The sequence below is a fragment of the Methylosinus sp. PW1 genome (genome assembly GCF_000745215.1).
GTDB lineage: Bacteria > Pseudomonadota > Alphaproteobacteria > Rhizobiales > Beijerinckiaceae > Methylosinus.
Map to the genome: position 1 here is coordinate 2,774,334 of NZ_JQNK01000009.1, position 18,942 is coordinate 2,793,275.

The 18,942-nt window shown below is 62.7% G+C and carries 12 protein-coding genes and 4 pseudogenes; 11 read left to right on the forward strand and 5 right to left on the reverse strand.

The genetic code is table 11. From position 1 onward, the window contains the following. Positions 1-3: 3 nt before the first annotated feature. From K369_RS22725 to K369_RS22745, 5 genes are all read left to right on the forward strand, one after another. Positions 4-540, forward strand: a complete 537-nt coding sequence (locus tag K369_RS22725; protein ID WP_051949486.1) for a serine O-acetyltransferase — start codon at positions 4-6, stop codon at positions 538-540. Positions 541-715: 175 nt separating this feature from the next. Further along, on the forward strand, positions 716-2,209 hold the full coding sequence (locus tag K369_RS22730) for a lipopolysaccharide biosynthesis protein (RefSeq protein ID WP_036294508.1): 1,494 nt from the start codon (positions 716-718) through the stop codon (positions 2,207-2,209). Then, on the forward strand, positions 2,206-3,366 hold the full coding sequence (locus K369_RS22735; protein ID WP_051949487.1) for a glycosyltransferase: 1,161 nt from the start codon (positions 2,206-2,208) through the stop codon (positions 3,364-3,366). Before K369_RS22730 ends, K369_RS22735 begins: the two co-directional genes overlap by 4 nt. A gap of 138 nt (positions 3,367-3,504) precedes the next feature. Next, positions 3,505-4,560 carry a glycosyltransferase gene (locus K369_RS22740; RefSeq protein WP_084570785.1) on the forward strand — a complete coding sequence of 352 codons (1,056 nt, stop codon included), beginning with the start codon at positions 3,505-3,507 and terminating at the stop codon, positions 4,558-4,560. Between the two features lie 76 nt (positions 4,561-4,636). Next, entirely contained in the window at positions 4,637-5,662 is a 1,026-nt protein-coding gene (locus tag K369_RS22745) for an NAD-dependent epimerase (protein ID WP_036294511.1), read from the forward strand. A 25-nt stretch (positions 5,663-5,687) separates the two neighbouring features. Here K369_RS22745 and K369_RS22750 read toward each other — a convergent pair whose 3' ends face one another. From K369_RS22750 to K369_RS22765, 4 genes are all read right to left on the reverse strand, one after another. After that, positions 5,688-7,250 (reverse strand): HlyD family type I secretion periplasmic adaptor subunit, encoded by a 1,563-nt coding sequence (locus K369_RS22750; protein WP_084570786.1) that lies wholly within the window; start codon positions 7,248-7,250, stop codon positions 5,688-5,690. Further along, the gene (locus K369_RS22755; RefSeq protein ID WP_084570787.1) at positions 7,250-9,511 is read right to left on the reverse strand and encodes a type I secretion system permease/ATPase; all 2,262 of its coding nucleotides are present in this window, start codon (positions 9,509-9,511) and stop codon (positions 7,250-7,252) included. The genes K369_RS22750 and K369_RS22755 overlap by 1 nt, the downstream gene beginning before the upstream one ends. Before the next feature lie 68 nt (positions 9,512-9,579). Next, positions 9,580-10,944, reverse strand: coding sequence for a TolC family outer membrane protein (locus K369_RS22760; protein WP_051949489.1), 1,365 nt, complete (start codon positions 10,942-10,944; stop codon positions 9,580-9,582). Positions 10,945-11,508: 564 nt separating this feature from the next. Then, positions 11,509-12,864 carry a transposase gene (locus K369_RS22765; protein ID WP_051949490.1) on the reverse strand — a complete coding sequence of 452 codons (1,356 nt, stop codon included), beginning with the start codon at positions 12,862-12,864 and terminating at the stop codon, positions 11,509-11,511. 261 nt (positions 12,865-13,125) lie between these two features. Here K369_RS22765 and K369_RS26740 point away from each other — a divergent pair. Beyond that, positions 13,126-13,368, forward strand: a pseudogene (locus tag K369_RS26740) (helix-turn-helix domain-containing protein); the annotation flags it as partial. Between the two features lie 94 nt (positions 13,369-13,462). Further along, a complete protein-coding gene (locus K369_RS22770; protein ID WP_036294514.1) occupies positions 13,463-14,443 on the forward strand; it encodes an IS1595 family transposase in 981 nt (326 codons plus the stop codon). On the opposite strand, the gene K369_RS22775 is transcribed toward K369_RS22770, so the two are convergent. Beyond that, positions 14,440-14,865: a hypothetical protein gene (locus tag K369_RS22775; RefSeq protein ID WP_198033182.1), complete on the reverse strand. Its 426-nt coding sequence runs from the start codon at positions 14,863-14,865 to the stop codon at positions 14,440-14,442. The two genes, K369_RS22770 and K369_RS22775, sit on opposite strands and share 4 nt — an antisense overlap. A gap of 94 nt (positions 14,866-14,959) precedes the next feature. Between K369_RS22775 and K369_RS22780 the strand changes: the two are divergent. The 4 genes and pseudogenes from K369_RS22780 to K369_RS22795 all read left to right on the forward strand — a co-directional run. Continuing rightward, a pseudogene (locus K369_RS22780) lies at positions 14,960-15,757 on the forward strand (IS630 family transposase); the annotation flags it as partial. Between the two features lie 196 nt (positions 15,758-15,953). Continuing rightward, positions 15,954-17,071, forward strand: a pseudogene (locus K369_RS27820) (ISAs1 family transposase). A gap of 58 nt (positions 17,072-17,129) precedes the next feature. Continuing rightward, positions 17,130-17,279, forward strand: a pseudogene (locus K369_RS26745) (IS256 family transposase); the annotation flags it as partial. Positions 17,280-17,415: 136 nt separating this feature from the next. Next, complete coding sequence (locus tag K369_RS22795) at positions 17,416-18,891, forward strand: IS4 family transposase (RefSeq protein WP_245278129.1); 1,476 nt, start codon at positions 17,416-17,418, stop codon at positions 18,889-18,891. The last annotated feature ends 51 nt before the right edge of the window (positions 18,892-18,942 follow it).

Consider the following 18,942-nt stretch of genomic DNA (forward strand, 5'->3'; position numbering starts at 1 on the left):
TTGTTGAACCTCGGCGTGCTCGTTCCCCTGACGCTTCTCATCAAGATATTTGTCACTCATCGGACGCATAACGGCACAGCTCTGTTGATTTACGAGCTGATGGTTTTGTGCGGCGGCAGCCCGGCGTTCGGCGGCTGGTTTCAGGATTCGCTGCGCCGAAGGCTCAATCGGCGTTTCGGATGCTATGTCTCGCCGCGGGCGCGGCTCGGGAAGCGATGTTTGTTTCCTCATCCGGTCGGAATCGTCATCGGCGACGGAGTCGTGATCGGTGACGACTGTGTGATCTATCAGAACGTGACTTTGGGAGCGCACGGGCGCGCCGTCTATGGCGAACGTTATCCGTCGCTCGGCAATGGGGTGGTGGTCTATGCTGGCGCCGTGGTCGTCGGGCGTGTGTGCATCGGCGACGGAGCCGTCGTCGGCGCCAACGCCGTCGTGACCCGGGATGTCTCGGCAGGAGATGTCGTCGCCGGCGTTCCGGCCATGGTGCTCGGGCGCCGAGTCGCCAAGTGCACGAATTCCGAGGGCGGAGATGCTTGAACTCGACTTGCAAGTCCATTATCAATGGCGTGCCCCCTCAGCTGTCGGCGACTGCGCGGCTTCGTTTTTCTCCAGGATCATCTGTCGAATGCCCGAGGAGGCGACAATGATATGCGTTCCGGCGCTCGAGAATGGACGCGCCGCGGCCGAACGCGCCGCGCGCGTCCGCCTCTAGATGTCGATCCGTCAGAAATTCGCGGCGTCGTCCGTCTGGTTCGTGCTCGGCAACGCGACGAACAATTTCGTCAGCTTCCTGATCTTCGTCGTGCTCGCGCGGCTGCTGGACGCCTCAACCATCGGCCTCGTCGCCTTTGCGCTGATCTTCATCGATCTCGGCAGGATCGTCGTCTTCGGGGGCCTGCCGGAGGCGATGGTGCAGCGCCGCCATTGGGACGATGACGTAGCGTCCGTCTGCTACACGGCCAATCTTATCGCCTCTGTCGTGTTCGTCATCTTGATCGCCGGCGTCGCCGCGCCGCTGGTCGCCGCTTATTACCGCGCGGAGGCGGGGCCCGTTCTCGCGAGCCTCGCGGCGATCTGCTTCATCGATGCGGCGCGCGCGGTGCACGAATCGAAATTGCGGCGCGAGTTCCGCTACAAGCCGCTGGCGGCGCGCATGTCCATCGCCACGGCGACGGCGGGCGTCGTCGGCGTCTGGCTCGCTTTCCAGGGTTTCGGCGTGTGGTCGCTCGTCGTTCAGCGCCTGCTCAACGCCGTGATGCTGACGCTGCTCTCCTGGCGAGCCGCGCGTTGGACTCCGCGGTTGATGTTGTCGCGTCCGATCCTCCGCGAGCTGTCGGGTTTCATTTTCCATCTGACGCCGGCGCGATTGCTGACCGTGGTCACGGCCCGCGTGGCGGAATTCGTCATCGCTCTCGTTCTCGGGCCGGCCGCGGTCGCCTATTATCGAGTGGGCGCGCGCGGACTGGAGGCCATTTCCCAGTTGACCGTAGCGCCTGTCCAGCAGGCGGCTCTCTCGGCCTTCGCGCGCATGCCGAACATAGAGGCGATGGGCGCCGCCTACGGCCGGGTGACCCGCGCGTCCGCGATCTTCGCCTGCCCGGTCTATCTTGGCGCGGCGGTGATCGCGCCCGATTTCGTGGGCATCGTCTTCGGGCCGCAATGGGCACCGAGCGGCGGAATCATGACGGGGCTCGCGCTCTCGATCGGCGCTTCGACGCTCGGCTATTTCATGCAGCCGGCGCTCACGGCGGCCAACCGGCCGGAACTCGTGCTGCTGTCCTCCATAGGCGGGTTCTTCATCACGACGGCGACCGTTCTCGCGAGCGTATGGCACGGTCCCGAGGCGGTCGCCTTCGCCAATACGGCGCAGCAATATGTCGCTTTGCCGTTCCGGCTTCGGCTGCTGGCCTCGGCCCTGAAGGCCGATTGGCGTAAGCTGGCGTCGGGGCCGTTTGCGGCGTTTTTGGCGTCCGCGGCGATGGCGGGATCCGTCTATGCGTTGCGGATATATGCGCTGGAGAGCCTGTCGCCGGCGGCCAAGCTCGCGTTGTCCGCGCTCGCGGGCGCTGCGCTCTATCCGTTGCTGCTCGCGCTCGTCGCGCGAGGCCATGTGCGCGAGCTGATCGCCGACGTCGCGCCCGTGCTGCCGGCCCGGTTGGCGCTGATATTCTCTTCGGGTTCTTCCGGCAGCGGAGAAAATCGGTGAACGGCGCAGTCGGCAAGCGAGCGTTCTTCGTCATCAATTCACTGGAGGGCGGCGGCGCCGAACGTGTGTTCGCGACTTTGGTCGGCGAGCTGTCCGGTCGCCTTTCGGCGCGGGTAGAGCTCGTGCTTCTCGATCGTTTCCCCGAGAAATACGCCGTGCCGACGGAGGTCCCGCGACATCGGCTCGATTGCCGGCGGAGCTTCGGGACGAGCATCGCGCAGCTCGCCGGCCTCGTCCGGCGCGAGCAGCCGGACCTGCTGTTCAGCTTTCTCACGCGCTCCAACTGCGCGGCCGTGATCGCCGGACGGCTCGCCGGCATTCCCACGGTCATCAGCGAGCGGGTTCATACGACGAGCCATTTCGGCCGCGTGGCGGGGGCCGCCGCCAACAAGCTGGCCGTGCGGTTGCTCTATCCTCGCGCCAGCCGAATCGTCGCCGCTTCTCACGGCGTCGCGCAGGACTTGCTCCTCAATTACGGGGCGTCCGCCGGCAGGTTGTCGGTGATCTACAATCCGATCCTGCGCGAGGCTATTCTCTCGCGCGCGCATGAGCCTTCGCCGATTCCGCTGCCGCCGGTCACCTGGCTGGCGATCGGACGGTTGCGGCCGAACAAGAACTTCCCGATGTTGATCGAGGCCTTCGCACGGGCCGGCGTGGCAGGCGATCTCGTCATACTCGGCGAGGGACCGGAGCGCGAGATGCTCGTCCGGCTGGCGGCCGAGCAGGGCGTTGGCGATCGGGTGCATTTGCCCGGCCACGTCGACAATCCCTACGCCTGTCTGAAGAGGGCGTACGCCTATGTGTCGGCGTCCAATGCGGAAGGGTTTCCCAATGCGCTCGTTGAGGCGATGGTGGTCGGCGTACCTGTGGCTGTCACCGACTGCGATTCCGGTCCTGCCGAGATATTGCGCGGCGCGACGACGTCGAAGGTCGTCGCCATGACCGAGGCGGAGCATGGCGTTCTCGTCCCGACGCGAGACAGCTCGGCGATGGCCGAAGCGATGCGCGTGCTGGCCGATCCCGCCCGGCGCGCGCACTATGCCGAACGCGCCGCGAGTCGCGCGGAGGACTTCGATCTTTCGCGGACGCTCGACCAATACGCCGCTCTGCTCGACGCCACGCTCGGGAGCGCGCGAGTGAGACCATCTGGACGGTGAGGCGGGCGTCTCGTCGCCGAGAATTGAACTCGTCCAAGAGGCAGCTCTTTCGGCTGCTTGCTCCTGATGCGCACGCGGCTATACTGCGCGCGTTTGGCATAGCGGGCACCAGAGCATCGTCGTTTCCGGGGGTTGGGTATGGTTGAGCTGTCAGCGCCGACTCGCGTGTCGGTCGTCACCGTCTATTACAACCGAGTTCAGCATATAGGCGGCTCGATCCATAGTCTCCTCGCACAGACCTGTCCGAATTTCGAGATCGTGATCGTCGACGACGGCTCGACGGACGGCACCTGGGAGATGCTGCAATCCTTCGCGCATCTGCCGAACGTCCGGTTGCTGCGCCAGGCGAACCAGGGATTCACGGCAGCGCTCAACAATGGCGTCCGCGCCTCGACGGGCGCCTATGTCGCCGTGCATGGATCGGGCGACGTCTCCTATCCGGAACGTCTCGTGAAGCAGGCGGAGGTTCTCGACCAGCGCGAGGATGTCGCTGTCGTCGGTTGTGTCTATGACAATTCAGAAAGCCACAACGCCAATGTCCAGAAGTGGCTGACCGGCCTCGATCCCGACCTCTACAGGCAATTGCTGCGGCATGACCCGTTCACGCACGGCTGCGTCATGTTCCGTCGCGAGCTCTATGATCGCGTCGGCGGCTATCGCGAGTTCTTCCGCTTCGCGCAGGATCGCGATTTCTTGCTCCGGCTGAGCGATCACGGCGGCTATCATATCCTGCCGGAGACTTTGTATCGGCGAAACAAGCCCGCCGACAGCGTCAATAACGACTTTCAAAAGTCGCTGATCCAGGAATATTTCGCGGATTTCGCCGTTCAGCTCGCGATCACCCGCCGCTCGACCTCCGTAGATCTGCTCGACAAATACGGCCATGCCGCCGCCTTTCTGAGGCGGCCGTCGCGCCGGCTCGGACTGCGCCTCGTGAATTCCGGCGTGCGCTGGCGCGTCACCTGGGACGACGAGGCCGGCTGGCATTATCTGCGCGCCGCGCGCGACGAGGGTCTGTCCCTCCGCTCGCGTCTCCTGCTCGCGGTCGGCTCGCTGCCGACGAATTCTTGGGCATGGCGGAAAGTGGTCAAGCCGGCATTGGGAGAATATTTGAATTTCGTGAGCTATCGGCGGGCGCAGCGCGAACGGGCGCTGCAGAAGCTGCGGCTCGACGCGGATGCGCAGCAGCGCTGATCGTGGCGTTCGCCGAGCAGAAACCAATACGGCTATTCAGCAGGCGCGATCTCTTTGAAGGCGAGGGCAGGGCAGGATGACGACCGTCGACTATCAACGCGTGTTGCTGACCGGAGCCGCCGGCTTCGTGGGGTTTCACGTCGCGCAGGCTCTACTCGACCGCGGCGTCGAGGTGGCGGGGATCGACAATCTCGTCCCCTATTACGATCCGGCCCTGAAGCAGGCGCGGCTCGATCTGCTGACGGCGCGCATTGGATTTTCGTTCCAGAACCTGGACGTCGCCGAATATGACGCTCTGAAAGCGGCCTATGACGCTTTCGATCCTCAGGTCGTCGTCCATCTCGCGGCTCAGGCCGGCGTGCGTTATTCGCTCGAAAATCCGCGCGCCTATGCGCGCTCCAATCTCGACGGCTTCCTCTCCGTGCTCGAGGCGTGCCGCCATCATCCGGTCGCGCATCTCGTCTACGCCTCGTCGAGCTCGGTCTATGGCGCCAATGCGAAGGTTCCGTTCAGCGAGCACGACAGGGCCGATCATCCGGTCTCGCTCTACGCCGCGACCAAGCGCGCCAACGAGCTCATGGCGCATTGCTATTCGCATCTCTACGCCATTCCGACGACGGGACTGCGCTTCTTCACGGTCTATGGACCGTTCGGCAGGCCGGACATGGCCTATTTCAAATTCACCAAGGCCATTCTCGAGGGCAAGCGCATCGACGTCTACGCCGAAGCGGAGATGAGCCGGGACTTCACTTATGTGGACGACATCAGAGACGCGATCCTGCGGCTCGCCGGCACCCCGCCCGCGCCCGATGCGGCGTTCGACCGCGCCGCGCCCGATCCGGCGATCGCTGCGGCGCCCTATCGCATCTACAACATCGGCAACCATACGCCGGTGCGGCTCGACCGTTTCATCGAGGTGATCGAAAAGGCGTGCGGCAAGCAGGCGATCAAGCGCCATTTGCCGATGCAGCCCGGCGACGTGCCGGCGACCTATGCAGATGTCCATGATCTCGCCGAGCGCGTCGGCTTCAGCCCCGACACGCCGATCGAGGAGGGGATCGCCCGCTTCGTCGCCTGGTACCGCGATTTTTACAAAATTTGATCCCGAGGCCGAGCCGCGCGGCGGCTCAGCGCTCCTTCATCGATTTCGACACGGTCTCGACCAGCGGCGAGAACACATATTCGAGGATGCGCCGGCTGCCGGTCTTGACCTCCACCATCACCGTCATGCCGGGCGAGAGCGGATATTCCCGATTGTCGGCCTTGATGCTCGTCGCGAGCGGCCGCACCGTGATGGGAAACATCAGATTCTGGACCCGTTGCGCGCCGCCGAAGGTCTGCAGCTTGGATTGTCGCGCCGGATTGCCCTCCTGGGCCTGAACGTCCGGCTCCGGAATGGCGTCATGCGAGACATGGATCACTTCGCCGTCGATCGAGCCGTAGCGGATGAACGGAAAAGACTCGATCTTTATGGCGGCGGACTGACCGACGGCGACGAAGCCGATGTCCTTGTTCTCGACGTAGCACTCGATCTCGAGCGTCGAGCCTTGCGGCACGATGTGCATGATCTCTTCCCCCGCCGTGACGACCTGTCCCGTCGTCGTCAGCGAGGAGCCGAAGATGACGCCGTCGATCGGGCTCGTCAGCCGCGTATTGGCCACGCGCACGCGGGCCTTGGCGAGTTTTTGCTCGGCCTCGTCCGTCTGGCGTTCCGCGTCGAGGAGCTTCTGTCCGTTCTCGGAGACGAATGTCTCGCGTGCCTTCCGCCGCTCGTGACCGAGCACCTGCAAGCTCGCGATCGTCTCGGCCAATTGTCCTTTCTGGGCCGCTAGAGTGGTTTGCTGGGCCTGGAGCGTCTCCTTGGCGTCGATGAGGCTCGTCTTGGTGCCGGCGTGCTGGCGCAGCAGGGATTCGCGGATGTCGACGCGCTGCTTCAGCGTCTCGACGAGGATGGTCTGCGCGGCGATCGTCTGCTCGAGGCGCGCCTGCTCGCTGTCCTTTTGCGCGATCTGCGCCGTGAGACTGTTGAGCGTCGCGGCGAGCTGCGCGAAATCGCCTTTCAGGACGCGTTCCTCGCGAGCCCGATACAAAGCGGGGACTTCGTCCGGCCATTCCACGCTCGGCGGGGCGGCGTAGCGGTCCGCCTCCGCCGCGATGAGCGCCGCGCGTCGCCGCAAGGCTTCCGCCGTGAAGGACTGGAACGCCGCCTGCGCCGCCGCCTCTTCCGCGTGCGCGTCGGCGGCGTCGAGCTCGACGAGCAGATCGCCCGCCTTCACCGTCGCGCCATTGGTCGCATGGATGACGGCGACCTTGTTCGTTTCGACCGGCTGGATGAGCTTGACGCGTCCGGCGGGCTGAATTTTGCCCTGCGCGATCGCGACGATGTCGAAATGCCCGAAATAGGCCCAGAGCACCGCCACGGCCACGAAACCGCAGATCGTGAGCATGAAGCCAACATGGATGGGCGAGGGCGGCGTCTCCAGGATTGCGAGCGCCGCCGGCAGGAACTCTCTGTCCTCCAGGCTTCTCTCGCTGTTTTTCTTCTGCGACGGACCGTCATTCGAGCTTCCGTGCAGAAGCTCCTCGATCGTCGAGGACGCGGCCTCGCGGATGACGGGAAGCGTATCCCTGATCCTCGGGAGCAGAGTGTCCTTGAACTGGAACAGATTGTTCTTGATCGCTTCCAACATCACGACCTCGCGGAATCGTTCTGCAGCGCCCAGAGCTGCGCATAGAGACCGCGCTCTCGCGCGAGAAGTTCGTCATGGGTTCCGACCTCGACGATGCGGCCGTCGAACATGCCGACGATGCGATCACAGGGTCGCACGGCGGCGAGTCGATGCGCGATGATGAGCACGGTCCTGTTCTTCACGATCTGAGCCATGTTGTTTTGAATCACGCGCTCCGACACATAGTCGAGCGCGCTGGTCGCCTCGTCGAAGATCAGTATAGAGGGATTTGTCGCGAGCGCGCGCGCGATGGCGATGCGCTGACGTTGGCCGCCGGAGAGATTGGCACCGCGCTCCTCGATCATCGAGTCATAGCCGCGCGGCATCTTGATGATGAACTCGTCGGCGCCGGCGAGTCGCGCCAGCGCCTGGACGCGGGTGCGCGGCATGGTCGGCTCGGCGAGCGCGATGTTCTCGTGGATGGTGCGATTGAACAGCAGATTCTCCTGGAGGACGACGCCGATGTGTCGGCGCAGCCAGGCCGGATCGACATGCGAGATGTCGCCGCCATCGAGCAGGACATTGCCTTCGTTCGGAGAATAGAAGCGCTGCACGAGTTTCGTAAGCGTCGATTTACCCGAGCCCGACGGCCCGACGATTCCGATGACCTCGCCCGGACGGATCGCCAGCGAGACGTTCTTGAGCACGTCGGGAGAGCCCTGGCGATAGCGGAATGTGACGTTGCGGAACTCGATCGCGCCGCGCGGCGCGGGCGCCATGACGCGCGAGGGCGGCACGGGCTCGGGCGGCGAGTTGAGAATGTCGCCGATGCGGTCGACCGAGACCTGAATCTGCTGAAAATCCTGCCACACCTGCGAGAGGCGCAGCACCGGCTGCGCGAGCTGCGCGGAGATCATGTTGAAGGCGACGAGCTCGCCGACCGATATCTCGCCGTCGAGCACGGCCTTGGCGCCGAACAGGAGGATCGCGGCGGTCGAGAGCTTGCTCACATATTGGATGGCGCCTTGTCCCTTCGAGCCGAGAAGCGTGGCGTCGAAAGAGGACCTCACATAGGCGGCGAGCTTCTCCTCCCATTGCGCCTGCACGATCGGCTCGACGGCGGCGGCCTTGATCGTCTGCATGCCGACGATGGTCTCGACGAGGAATTGCTGGCTCTCGGCGCCGCGATTGAACTTCTCCTTCACCGCCTCTAGCAGCAGCGGACGGACGAGAAAGGAGATCGCGATATAGAGAGGGATCGTCGTGAGGACGATGAGCGTCAGCTTCCAGGAATAGGCGAAGAGCACGATGACGAAGACGAAGGCGAAAAAGAAATCGAGCGCCGAGAACAGGCCCTGGCCGGTGAGGAAGTTGCGGATCGTCTCAAGCTCGCGCACGCGCGCGACGGTCTGGCCCGCCGAGCGCGTCTCGGCGTAGGAGATGGGTAGCCGCAGCAGATGATGGAAGACGCGCCGGCCGAGCTCGACGTCGATGCGATTCGTCGTATGAGACAGCGCATAGGTGCGCAGATATTGCAGCACGACGTCGAAGAAGCCGATGATGACGAGGCCGCCGACGAGAACGAACAGGGTCGAATAGCCGCGGTGCGTGAGCACCTTGTCGATCACCACCTGAAAGAAGAGCGGCGTGACCAGCGCGAATATCTGAACGAAGAAGGAGGCGGTGAGCACCTGGGCGAGTGGTTTGCGATAGCGCCAGAAGGTCGGCAGGAACCATTTAAAGCCGAAATTCTTCGGATCGACGCCCGGCCCTCCGATGCGGCGCGTTACGAGGATCAGCGTCGGCTCGACGAGCGCGGCGTATTCCGCCGGCGGAATGTCGCGTTGCGTATGCGTCAGAGGCTCGACGATGCGGAGATTGCCGGTCGGCAGCGTTCCACCGAAGACGAAAAAGCTTCCCTCGCGAAATCGTCCGATGGCGGGAATGGGGACCTTGGCGAGCCTTTCCTCGTCCACGAATTCGACGACGCGCGCCTTCAATCCGATGGACATGGCGCCCCGGACGATGTCGCGCGGCTCGGCGGCCTTCGGGCCGAGCGCCAGCTCGTGCCTGAGATGGGCGGCGTCGGCCGCGATCCGAAAATAGCGGGCGATCCCGCAAAGGGACGCGAGGCCGGTGTCGAACTCGCTTTCCTGGGCGTGGCCGTTCCCGCCATTTTGGCCGTTTCCGCCATTGTGGCCGTTCGCGCCGTTCTTTCCGTTGGTGTGCGAGGAGCTCGCCCCTTGCGCGTGCGCGGCGGCTCCGTTTTCTATAACGCTCATAGGTCCCCCTCGATGCCTAAGGCCGTGCAGGCAGCCGCCCATGTCCGACGCGGGATTCGCGCAATCTCCTATAGTCCGCCCGGGGTCGACACCCCGAGCCACGACTCTTTGACCTGATCGAAATGGACAGCGGCGTTGTACGGCGTCACCTCGAGATTGAGTATTTGCGCGTCGAGGCGGCCGACGGCCGAGAGTGCCGTGAAGCATCCGACGACGTAATCATGCTGATAGCCGACGAGCTTGACGCGCGCGTCGAGCAGCGCCTGCTGCGCGCTCAGCACGTCGAGTAGTGTCCTCTGGGCGGCGAGCGACTCGATGCGCACGCCGCGCAGCGCGGCCTCCGCCGCCTTGATGACCTCATGGCCCGCTCGGATCGTGGTGATCGACGCTTTCAGACGGGCGTAGGAGGACACGACCTCCTTGCGAATGGCGGCGCGTTGCAGGTCGGTAGCGAGACGCGCCTGACCGAGCTGCTCCTTGGCCTGCCGGATCGACGCAAATTCTCCGCCGCCCTGATACAGCGGTGCGTTGAGCTGCAGCGCGCCCTGCGCATAGAAGACATTGGTGCCCGGCTGTCCCGTCAGATAATCGAATTGTTGAATGATCTGGGCGTTGAGCGACAGTGTCGGCAGCAGCGCGCCCTCGGCCACCTTCACGCTCAGCGCCGCCGCATCCTCCTGATATCGGTAGGCATGGATATTGGGATGCTCGATCAGCGCGATTTCGAGCGCCTCCTCGATGGAGCGCGGCAGCAGCTTCTTCACGGACGGCGGGGGCTCGAGCCGGCCGGGCTCGACGCCGATGACCTGACGATAGCTCGCTGCGCTGACCTTCAGATTGGCTTCGGCGACGTAGAAATCGGAATGCGCCTGTGCGACGCCGGCCTCGGCCTGCGACAGGTCTGTGATCGTCGCGTCGCCCAGATTATAGCGCGCCCGCGTCTCGCGGAGCTGTTCTTTCAAGACCGAGATGTTGTTGTTACGCAGCCGGAGGATCGCGGTGTCGCGGAGGACGCCCATATAGGCGGTCGCGGCTTTCAGAAAGACGGATTGTTCCGTCGCGCGTAAGGTCGCCCGCGCGGCGAAGACGTTCGATTCCGCCTGCCGGATCGAGTTCTGCGTCCGAAAGCCGTCGAAGAGCGGTTGCGAGACCGTCAGATTCGCGCCGCGAGGTTGTCCGAAATAGTTGCTGTTGCCGAAGACGCGGCCGCCCGTCTGCGGGTCGATGCCGCCGGAGCGCACATGCGTCGACTGCGCGCCCACGTTGGCGGTGATGCCCACCTTGGGCCGGCTGCTCGCGGCGGCTTTGGGCACGTCTTCGTCGCGAACGCGGACCGCGGCGCGCTGATGATTGATGTCCAGGTTTTCGGAATAGGCGCGCGACAGCGCCTCGAACAGGCTTTCGGCGTGGCAAAGCGAGTTCAGACCAAGCATAAAAAAAATAGCTGTCAAGATCCCACAGATGATCTTGGGGCCCATAAACATAAATTCGTCTCCTAATATAAATATTACACCGCGATCTGTGAAAGCGCAAGGGACAATTTCGATCTGGTTCTCGAGACCGCGTTGACATTTCAAGCGTTAGAAGGGCGATAGCTTTGTATTCACGACCCAAAATGAAACATATTCGCGGTGCGCTCGCAACGAATGCCTATGCTCGGCGCTCTGGAAAGCCGTCTTATTGCGAGCTGCTCGCCGTGTCGGAGCGTGGAAGCGGCGCGCCCGGCAGTCGGGAAGGAAATGTTGGCGATCGAGCGTCATCTTCCTTTGTCTCATCCAGTGCCGGCGCCCGTTCCGAGCGCGAGAAGCTCCGTTCGGAGATTTCGTGAACCTACCAAATCTGTTCGGGGGCCGGCGGGGCGTGTGCCGGGCCGCCGCGAGAAGAAACCGCCGTCGTCGCCGAGGAGCGGTTCATCCGAGACGCTACGCGTTTCGATCTCGGACAAAACAGCGAACGACAACCCTTTAGAGCAGCGCGGTGACGAAGTCGCAGCTCGATTAATCGGGTTCCGAAGCGGCGATGACGGCGAGCATGGCCGGCGCGCCGGCGATGTCGGCAATGATAACGATGCCCATGGCGCTATCCATCCGAATGACGAACAAAAAGGCGCGTCTGGCCGCCTCGGCGCGTTCTCTTGGCGTCCCGCAGCCGACGAGGGCGCGCATCAGGACGCCAAGATTGAAGCCTGCGACATGGATCAGATAGCGCTTGGCGATGTTCTCGCGACCGCGAAGCCAGGCCCGGCGCATGCCGCCGCGATCCAGCACATGGGCGAAGCTGCGCTCGACCAGTTCGCCGCGCTTTCGCATGGCGGCGCGTCCGACGCCCAATTTCAGCCGCGCGCGGTTGGCGTAGACCGCATCGCGCGCGGCTTCGTCGCCTTGCCAGCGCAAATAGCCGTTGGCGGGCTTCGGCTCGGCGATCCGGCTCTTCCACTCGCCGTCGTCGAGACCCTTCAAAACCTCGCGCGAATGATAGCCTTTGTCCGCGATGATCTCGCAAGGATCGTCCGGCGTCGGCTCCAAGCCGGCCGCCGAGAGATTGGCCTTCGCCGTCGTGAGCGTGTCGTCGATCGTCGCCGTATCGCCCTTGTCGGCCTCATGGATCGGCGCGGCGATGATCACGCCCGTGTCGAGATCGACCGCATGCTCCGGCTTGTAGGCAAGATGCGTCGTTCCGTCCTTCATCCGCGCAATCTTTGCGTCGGCGTCTGTGGCGCTCGTCCAATCCTCGTTCGAGAGCTTCTTGCCTTTGCGCTTCCTGTCGAAACGCGCCAAATCCTCGGCGCTCGGCGTCGCGATACCGCTTTCCTTCGCCATGCGTTCGAGCATCGCGCGATAAGTCTCGCCCGTGTCGCGCCGCACGATGCTGCGCAGCGCCGCATTGGCCTCCATCGTCGAACCGTCGACGCCGATGCGCTCGCCCTTCACCAGACCGCGCGAGGCGACGAGCTTCAGGACGAAGCCGAAAACCTGCTCGTGAAATCCGTGCGGCAGACGCGAGCGCGTCTTCGACAGCCACGAATGATCGGGAACTTTTTCGCGTGTCGAAAGCCGGAGAAAGTCACGCAGCGAAAAGGAGTCGGCGCAACGCCATACGATCCCGCGCTCGCTGTCGAGCCCATCGAAGTAGCCGACCATGTGCATGCGGAAATAGCGCCCCGGCGGCAGCGACGGCGCGCCCATCTTGGCCGCGTAATACGGCTTGCAGGCGTTCTCGACGAAAACATCGAAGTCGGCGGCAAGCAGAACCTTCTGAAGCTCGTCGTAAAACGCGTGGCCGGGAGAGCGCGGCAGCTCCGCCCACGTCGTCATCAACTCGCCCTGCATCCCCGTCTCACGCCGCATCGACATCGATACACCCCGGCCGAATCTCACCGCAAAACGGAATCAGGCAGACGCGACTTCGTCAACGGGCTGGTAAGGCTATCGCCGATCTGTCACGATGTTTTCAGGATAAAGGTTGCCGCTTGTCTGAAGCTTACGTCTTGAGAGACGGGTAGGTTTCAAAATACCACCGTGTGGCGGCTTTTTGTAAACAGTTTATTACTCACCAGTCGATAATTAAGGAAACATGTCTATTGCAAGGCGCGTCCAATTGTGATTCGATGAGTCATGAAGAGAGACGGACGAAAACCCGATCACCAGACTTTGGAAACGATCCGGTTCATGGCGGTGGAGCGCGTGCGAGAAGGCGAAGCGCCATCGTCGGTCATCGCGTCCTACGGGTTCAGCCGCACGACGATATACAAGTGGCTAGCGACCGCATCGAAGCGTGGTGTCGGAGTCCGCGCGTTGGCGTCGCGACCGGCCACTGGCCGCCCTCGCAGTCTCACCGCGCGTCAGGAACAGCAGGTGTTTCCGGTCTTATGTAGCAACCGCCACCGTCGCTTGACATCGGTCGCGATCTCGCCGAGAGTGTTCTTGTTATGTTCTCTCTGGCGAAGGCGCCATGGCTCAGCATTTCCTCCTGTCAGCCGCCGCGCGATCTCTCAGCATCGGCAAGGTCATGCGCATGTCCGACCGAGGCGTCGCGAATGTTTTCGCGCGGCTGCGCTGGCCGACGACCGATGGCAAGCCCGTATGTCCGAACTGCGGCTGCACGGCCTGCTATGACTGTCGGCGCAGCGCTCATCTGCGCTGGCGATGCCAGGCCTGCGGCAGCGACTTTTCTCTGACCTCGGGCACGCTGTTCTCGTCGCATAAGCTGCCACTGAAAACCTATCTCTTGTCGATTGTCTTGTTCTGCAACGAGGTGAAGGGCAAGAGCATGCTCGCCCTGTCCCGAGATCTCGGCGTTCAATATAAGACGGCCTTCGTGCTGGCGCACAAGCTCCGCGAAGCCATGGCCGCGAGCCTGCGCGGCTTGAAAATCGGCGGCGAGGGAAAAGTCGCCGAGATCGACGGCGCTTATTTCGGCGGTCATGTCCGCCCGGAGAATCTGGCGGCCGACCGTGTCGATCGTCGCCTCGCCGAGAACCAATCGGGGAAACGCAAAGTTGTCGTCGTGGTGCGAGAACGCGACGGGCGCACCTTGCCGTCCGTGTTCGACTCCGAGGACGCGGCAACCTCATTCATTCGCAGCCGGGTCGCCAAGGGAACCGTGGTTCACGCCGACGAGAGCCCGGCCTGGAATTCGCTGCACGCCAAATTCTCGATGAAGCGGATCAATCATCAGGAGGGATACAGCATCGACGACGCCTGCACCAATGGCGCCGAGTCGTTCTTTTCGCGGATGCGCCGCGGCGAGCTCGGGCATCATCACCATATCGCCGGAATCTATTTCGCCAGATACGCGCAGGAAGCGGCATGGCGCGAAGATCACCGCCGCATCGGCAATGGCGACCAAGCGGAAGGCGTCATCGGATTGGCGATGGGCCTTGGACCATCGATCGACTTTTGCGGCTATTGGCAGCGGGCGACGGCTGGCTAAATCACGCGCCACATCGTGGTCCCGGCCGCCTCGCTGCGTTCGATCGTATCCTTCGCCCGGTTCAACGAGCAGAGAACGGTCTTGTGAACCAACTCACGCGTGCGAGCGTCGTCTTCCCGTAGACCTTTCGCCTTCATGACTCCTGCGACGACATCGCGCGTGGTCATCGCCTCGGTGACTTCACGCAGAACATCATAGATGCGCCGGCGGCATTCGCCCGGACGAAACCAGTTGTTGTGCGCGCGTGGCGCGGTCGAGCGGGTCTCCTCGTCTTCGATGCTGGGGTCGAACAGCCGTATCGTGGCGTCGATATGCCCGAGATCGGCGCGCTGTCGATCGACTTGACGCTCCAGCTGGGCGATGGTGTCGGCGAGCTCCGATCTCTTGTCTCGCAAGGCCGAGATAATTTTCCTCGCGCTCATCGCCGTTCCCATGCTCAATCAATGATGAGCCGACAGCATAGCGCCTCAAAATCCGCGCCAGTAGAGGAAGCCGGTGGCGCCTGCTACATAAGACCGGGTGTTTCGCTGGATCAACGGCAACGACCCCCGTCAGTATGGCCTGGATTTCGGCCTATGGACCCGCCGAGTGGTGGCGGAGCTGATAGAGCGCAAATTCGGGGTCGAGCTCGGTTTGACGGCAGTCGGCGAACTGCTGGCCAAGCTCGGTCTGACGCCGCAAAAGCCGTTGCAGCGCGCATATCAACGCGATCCCGCGGCGATCGAGAAATGGCAACTCGAAACATATCCAGCCATTGCGCGGAAGGCCTCGGCCGAAGGCGGCGAGGTGTTTTTCTGGGACGAGTCCGGGTTTCGCGCCGACGCCGTGCATGGACGGACCTGGGGTGTCAAAGGGCAGACGCCTGTCGTCGAACGCCCCGGTCAACGGCAGTCGATCAGCGCCGCCTCGGCGGTGAACGCGAAGGGCGCGTTCTGGTATTGCACCTATGAAGGCGGCCTCACCGCCGAGCTGTTCGTCGAGCTCCTGCAAAAGATGATGCGTCATCGATCGAAGCCTGTGCATTTGGTAGTGGACGGGCTCCCGGCTCACAAGACGAATCTGGTGAAGCGTTACGTGGAATCGACGAACGGACGGCTCACCTTGCATTTCTTGCCGGGCTACGCGCCCGAGCTGAACCCTGACGAATTGGTCTGGAGCCATGTGAAGCGCACAGGCGTCGCCAGAGCGCCTCTCCGCAAGGGCGAGAGATTGCTCGACAAGATCGATGCGCAACTGAACAAAATCAAGAAAACGCCACGGCTCGTCCGATCATTCTTCGGAGCTCCAAGCGTCGCCTATATTACCGACTGGTGAGTAATATTGATCGACCGCTCACTGGATAGAAATGAGGAATATCCGATTCCTGGAGGGAGGAGTCGGTCTATTCTAACTTTATGGGAGGCTGGCGAGGCAGGGCCGTTCAGTTCTCTATACTTTATAGCGGACGGGCGATTCCCGTCGCGACGGATGTGTGAATCTATAGGCGACAACCCGAATCGGAGGTTGTCGCATGCAGGTGTCGCTTCTGGAGATTTTGCGGGACATTCCGGATCATCGTCGCCGAGAAGGCAAGCGGTTCGATCTTTCGACGGTGCTGCTCTACGCGATCATCGCCATGGTCGGCGGCGCCAATTCTTATCGGCAGATGCATGAGTTCATTCGCGCGCATCGTCTGCGATTGAACGACGCCTTCGGCCTGAAGCTGCCCTACACGCCATCCTACACCGGTCTGCGGCTGATCCTGCAAGGCGTCGATCCGGCAGCGTTGGAGGCGGCGTTTCGACGTCATGCCGCGAGCATGCCGGCGCCGCCCGCCGTGCAGGGGCTGACGGCGATCGCCGTCGACGGGAAGACTCTGCGCGGCAGCTTCGATGCGTTCAGCGACCGGAAGGCCGCGCACATGATGTCGGCGCTGCGACACGCCGATCGGATCGTGCTCGCGCATGTGATGGTCGCCGAAAAGAGCAATGAGATTCCCACCGCTCCGGAGCTGATCGAAGCGCTGGGATTGAAGCGCTGCCTGTTCACGCTCGACGCAGAACACTGCCAAAAAAACTGTTCGAACGCGTGATCGCGTCCGGCAATCACCTGCTGACGCAGGTGAAGGACAATCAACCGGGCCTGCGTCGCCGGCTCGAACTCGGCGCGGCGGGCCGCAAGCCGAGCGGCTCTGCGACGAGCCAGTCGAAAGGCCGCAACCGCTGGGAGACGCGAAAGCTTTCTGTCTTTCCAGCGAAGGCGTGGTTCCGCCATACGGCGTGGGAGCCGCTCATAAAGACCGTGCTGCGGCTGGAGCGCACAATCTACCGCCGCGATCCGGCGACCGGTCTTTTGAAGCAGACGATCGAGACCGTCTATTGGGTGTCCTCGGCGACCGGCCCGACGCCCGAGCGTTGGAACGAATGGATCAGAGGCCATTGGCGCATCGAGAACGGCAGCCACTATGTGCGCGACGTGGCGTTCGCGGAGGACGCTTCGCGCATTCGCAAGAACCCGGACATCGTCGCGCGGCTCCGCTCCTTCGCCTATAATCTCCTGCGCGCCGATGGTTGCGACAACATCAAGAACGCCAGATGGCGCGCCGCTCTCAATATCCGAGCTGCCCTCGAAATGGCAGGGGCTCGTTAAGAACTGCACAGCCCTGGCTGGCGAGGGCACCGTCGTCATTCGGGATCGACGATCCACTCACGCGCCGGAGCGGCTGCATGACGAAATATCGAACGCCTACAAGGATATGATCTACGCCGACAGCCTGGAGGAGGCCAGCGACAAGCTCCTCACCTTCACGTGGTTTCCGCCGAGCCAGTGGAAATCGATCCGCACCTCGAATGCGATCGGTAAGCGTAGCTTTGACCTTTCAATTACCCACAAGTAGCTGACTCAGTGGGCGGATTTGTGGAAGAAGAAAGTTGAATCGGATGAATCGGTTGTGATTCGTTATCGAGCACCGAATCGCTTGCGCGAGGTGCTCCATGTCCTCGAAGACCGCTTTTTCCAAGACTTTCTGCCGTCCAAGAGCTGGGAGATCAGGGCCGGCGCCGCATTGGACTGAGCGCGAGGTAGACGAAGCCGCTTTCAAAGATCCCCGTCTCGGACGACGATGCGCTGAGGTTTTGAAGCAGATCGGCGACGCCATGGGCGAGAGCATCCCGTACGCCTGCCAGGACTGGGCGAACACCAAAGCCGCCTATCGGTTTCTTTCGAACGCGCGCGTTGATGAGGGCGACATTCTCAGCGGTCACTTCGCCGCGACGCGCGCCCGCTGCGATAAATTCGAAGGCCCGATCTTGTTGCTCCAGGACACCACGGAATTCTCGTTCCAACGCGCCAATGTGAGCGCCGTTGGCGTGACGAAGAGCGTCAACAGTGGGCGCGACAAGCAGGGGCGCATCCGCCATCATACAGTATGCGGAATGCTCATGCATTCGAGTTTAGCGGTGACAACCCAAGGGCTGCCGCTCGGCTTGGCGGCGGTGAAATTCTGGACGCGCAAGAAATTCAGGGGAACCAAGGCGCTGAAGAAGAAGGTGAACCCGACGCGCGTGCCGATCGAAAAGAAGGAGAGCGTTCGGTGGCTCGAAAATTTCCGGCAATCGATCGAGCTTCTCGGGCAGCCGGAGCGCTTCATCCATGTCGGAGACCGAGAGAGCGACATTTTCGAACTCTACTGCCTGACGCGTGATCTCGGCTCGCACTTTTTGGTGCGGACCTGCGTGGATCGGCTGGCGGGCGATGGCGACCACACCATCGCCGACGAAATGGACGCGACGAGGCTCAAGGGGCTGCATCGCATTGAAGTACAGACGGACGACGGCGAGATCGAGAAGATCGTTCTGGAAATCAGGTTTAAGCGCATCATCGTTCAGCCACCCATCGGCAAACAGAAGCGATATCCTGCGCTCGATCTTACTGTCATCCACGCCATCGAACGCGATGCGCCCAAAGGCCGCAAGCCGATCGTCTGGAAGTTGATCACAGATCTGCCTGTGCGCGGGCGCGCCGAAGCGATCGAGAAGATCAACTGGTATGCGATGCGTTGGAAAATCGAGGTGTTCCACAAGGTCCTGAAGTCGGGCTGCCAGGCCGAAGCATCCAAATTGCGCACTGCGGAACGGCTCGCGAACTTGATGGCTGTTTTCTGTATCGTCAGTTGGCGCGTTCTCTGGCTGACCATGTTGGCGCGGGCCGAGCCTGAGGCCTCGCCCTCGATCGCATTCACGGACAAGGAGATCGCCTTGCTCGATCGACTCGTCGGCGATGTCGGCAATCGACGAGCCGAGCACGGGACGCTCAGCTTCTACCTCATAAAGCTCGCTCGGTTGGGCGGCTATCTCGCGAGGGCCGGCGACTCGCCGCCGGGAAGCATTGTTATCTGGCGCGGCCTCGCGCGCCTAACCGACATCGAGATAGGCGCAGAGGCAGCGCTGAGTGCACTTGTGGGTAATTGAAAGAGCTTTGACCCCACATTCCGATTTTTCGCGTGATTTGCGAGGCTTTGG

Bases quoted from the DNA above. Each gene is read 5' to 3' on its own strand.
- K369_RS22730 (WP_036294508.1), top strand. From the start codon at position 716: ATGTCGATCCGTCAGAAATTCGCGGCGTCGTCCGTCTGGTTCGTGCTC.
- K369_RS22740 (WP_084570785.1), top strand. From the start codon at position 3,505: ATGGTTGAGCTGTCAGCGCCGACTCGCGTGTCGGTCGTCACCGTCTAT.
- K369_RS22745 (WP_036294511.1), top strand. From the start codon at position 4,637: ATGACGACCGTCGACTATCAACGCGTGTTGCTGACCGGAGCCGCCGGC.
- K369_RS22750 (WP_084570786.1), bottom strand. From the start codon at position 7,250: ATGTTGGAAGCGATCAAGAACAATCTGTTCCAGTTCAAGGACACTCTG.
- K369_RS22755 (WP_084570787.1), bottom strand. From the start codon at position 9,511: ATGAGCGTTATAGAAAACGGAGCCGCCGCGCACGCGCAAGGGGCGAGC.
- K369_RS22760 (WP_051949489.1), bottom strand. From the start codon at position 10,944: ATGCTTGGTCTGAACTCGCTTTGCCACGCCGAAAGCCTGTTCGAGGCG.
- K369_RS22765 (WP_051949490.1), bottom strand. From the start codon at position 12,864: ATGTCGATGCGGCGTGAGACGGGGATGCAGGGCGAGTTGATGACGACG.
- K369_RS22770 (WP_036294514.1), top strand. From the start codon at position 13,463: ATGGCTCAGCATTTCCTCCTGTCAGCCGCCGCGCGATCTCTCAGCATC.
- K369_RS22775 (WP_198033182.1), bottom strand. From the start codon at position 14,865: ATGAGCGCGAGGAAAATTATCTCGGCCTTGCGAGACAAGAGATCGGAG.
- K369_RS22795 (WP_245278129.1), top strand. From the start codon at position 17,416: ATGTCCTCGAAGACCGCTTTTTCCAAGACTTTCTGCCGTCCAAGAGCT.